Origin of the sequence: Pseudoalteromonas sp. S327 (assembly GCF_005886415.1) — a bacterium.
Lineage (GTDB): Bacteria > Pseudomonadota > Gammaproteobacteria > Enterobacterales > Alteromonadaceae > Pseudoalteromonas > Pseudoalteromonas atlantica.
On sequence record NZ_PNDP01000158.1, the window covers coordinates 1 to 235 of the forward strand.

Below are 235 nucleotides of genomic sequence, written 5' to 3' on the forward strand. Positions count from 1 at the left end.
CAATACTTGGGAAAACACCTACTTTTACTGCACCGGTCATAGGCATGCCAACAACCAGAATAAAAAAGGCCAAAAATCCAGCAACAATGGCGTCTCTAAATCGTAACGAGTATGCAAAACAGCGGCCGGACACTTTATCTCTAAACCAAGATAGACCGCTGTCGGCGCCATGCTGCACCTTTGACCACAAGCCACTAAGACACGACTTTAACTGGCGTGTAGTGCTTACGTGGGC

General features: G+C 47.7%; 1 protein-coding gene. It reads right to left on the reverse strand.

Annotation, left to right across the window (positions count from 1 at the left end; genetic code table 11):
* Positions 1-235 (reverse strand): hypothetical protein (locus tag CWB60_RS20545; RefSeq protein WP_138628029.1); only part of this gene is annotated, 235 nt, incomplete at both ends.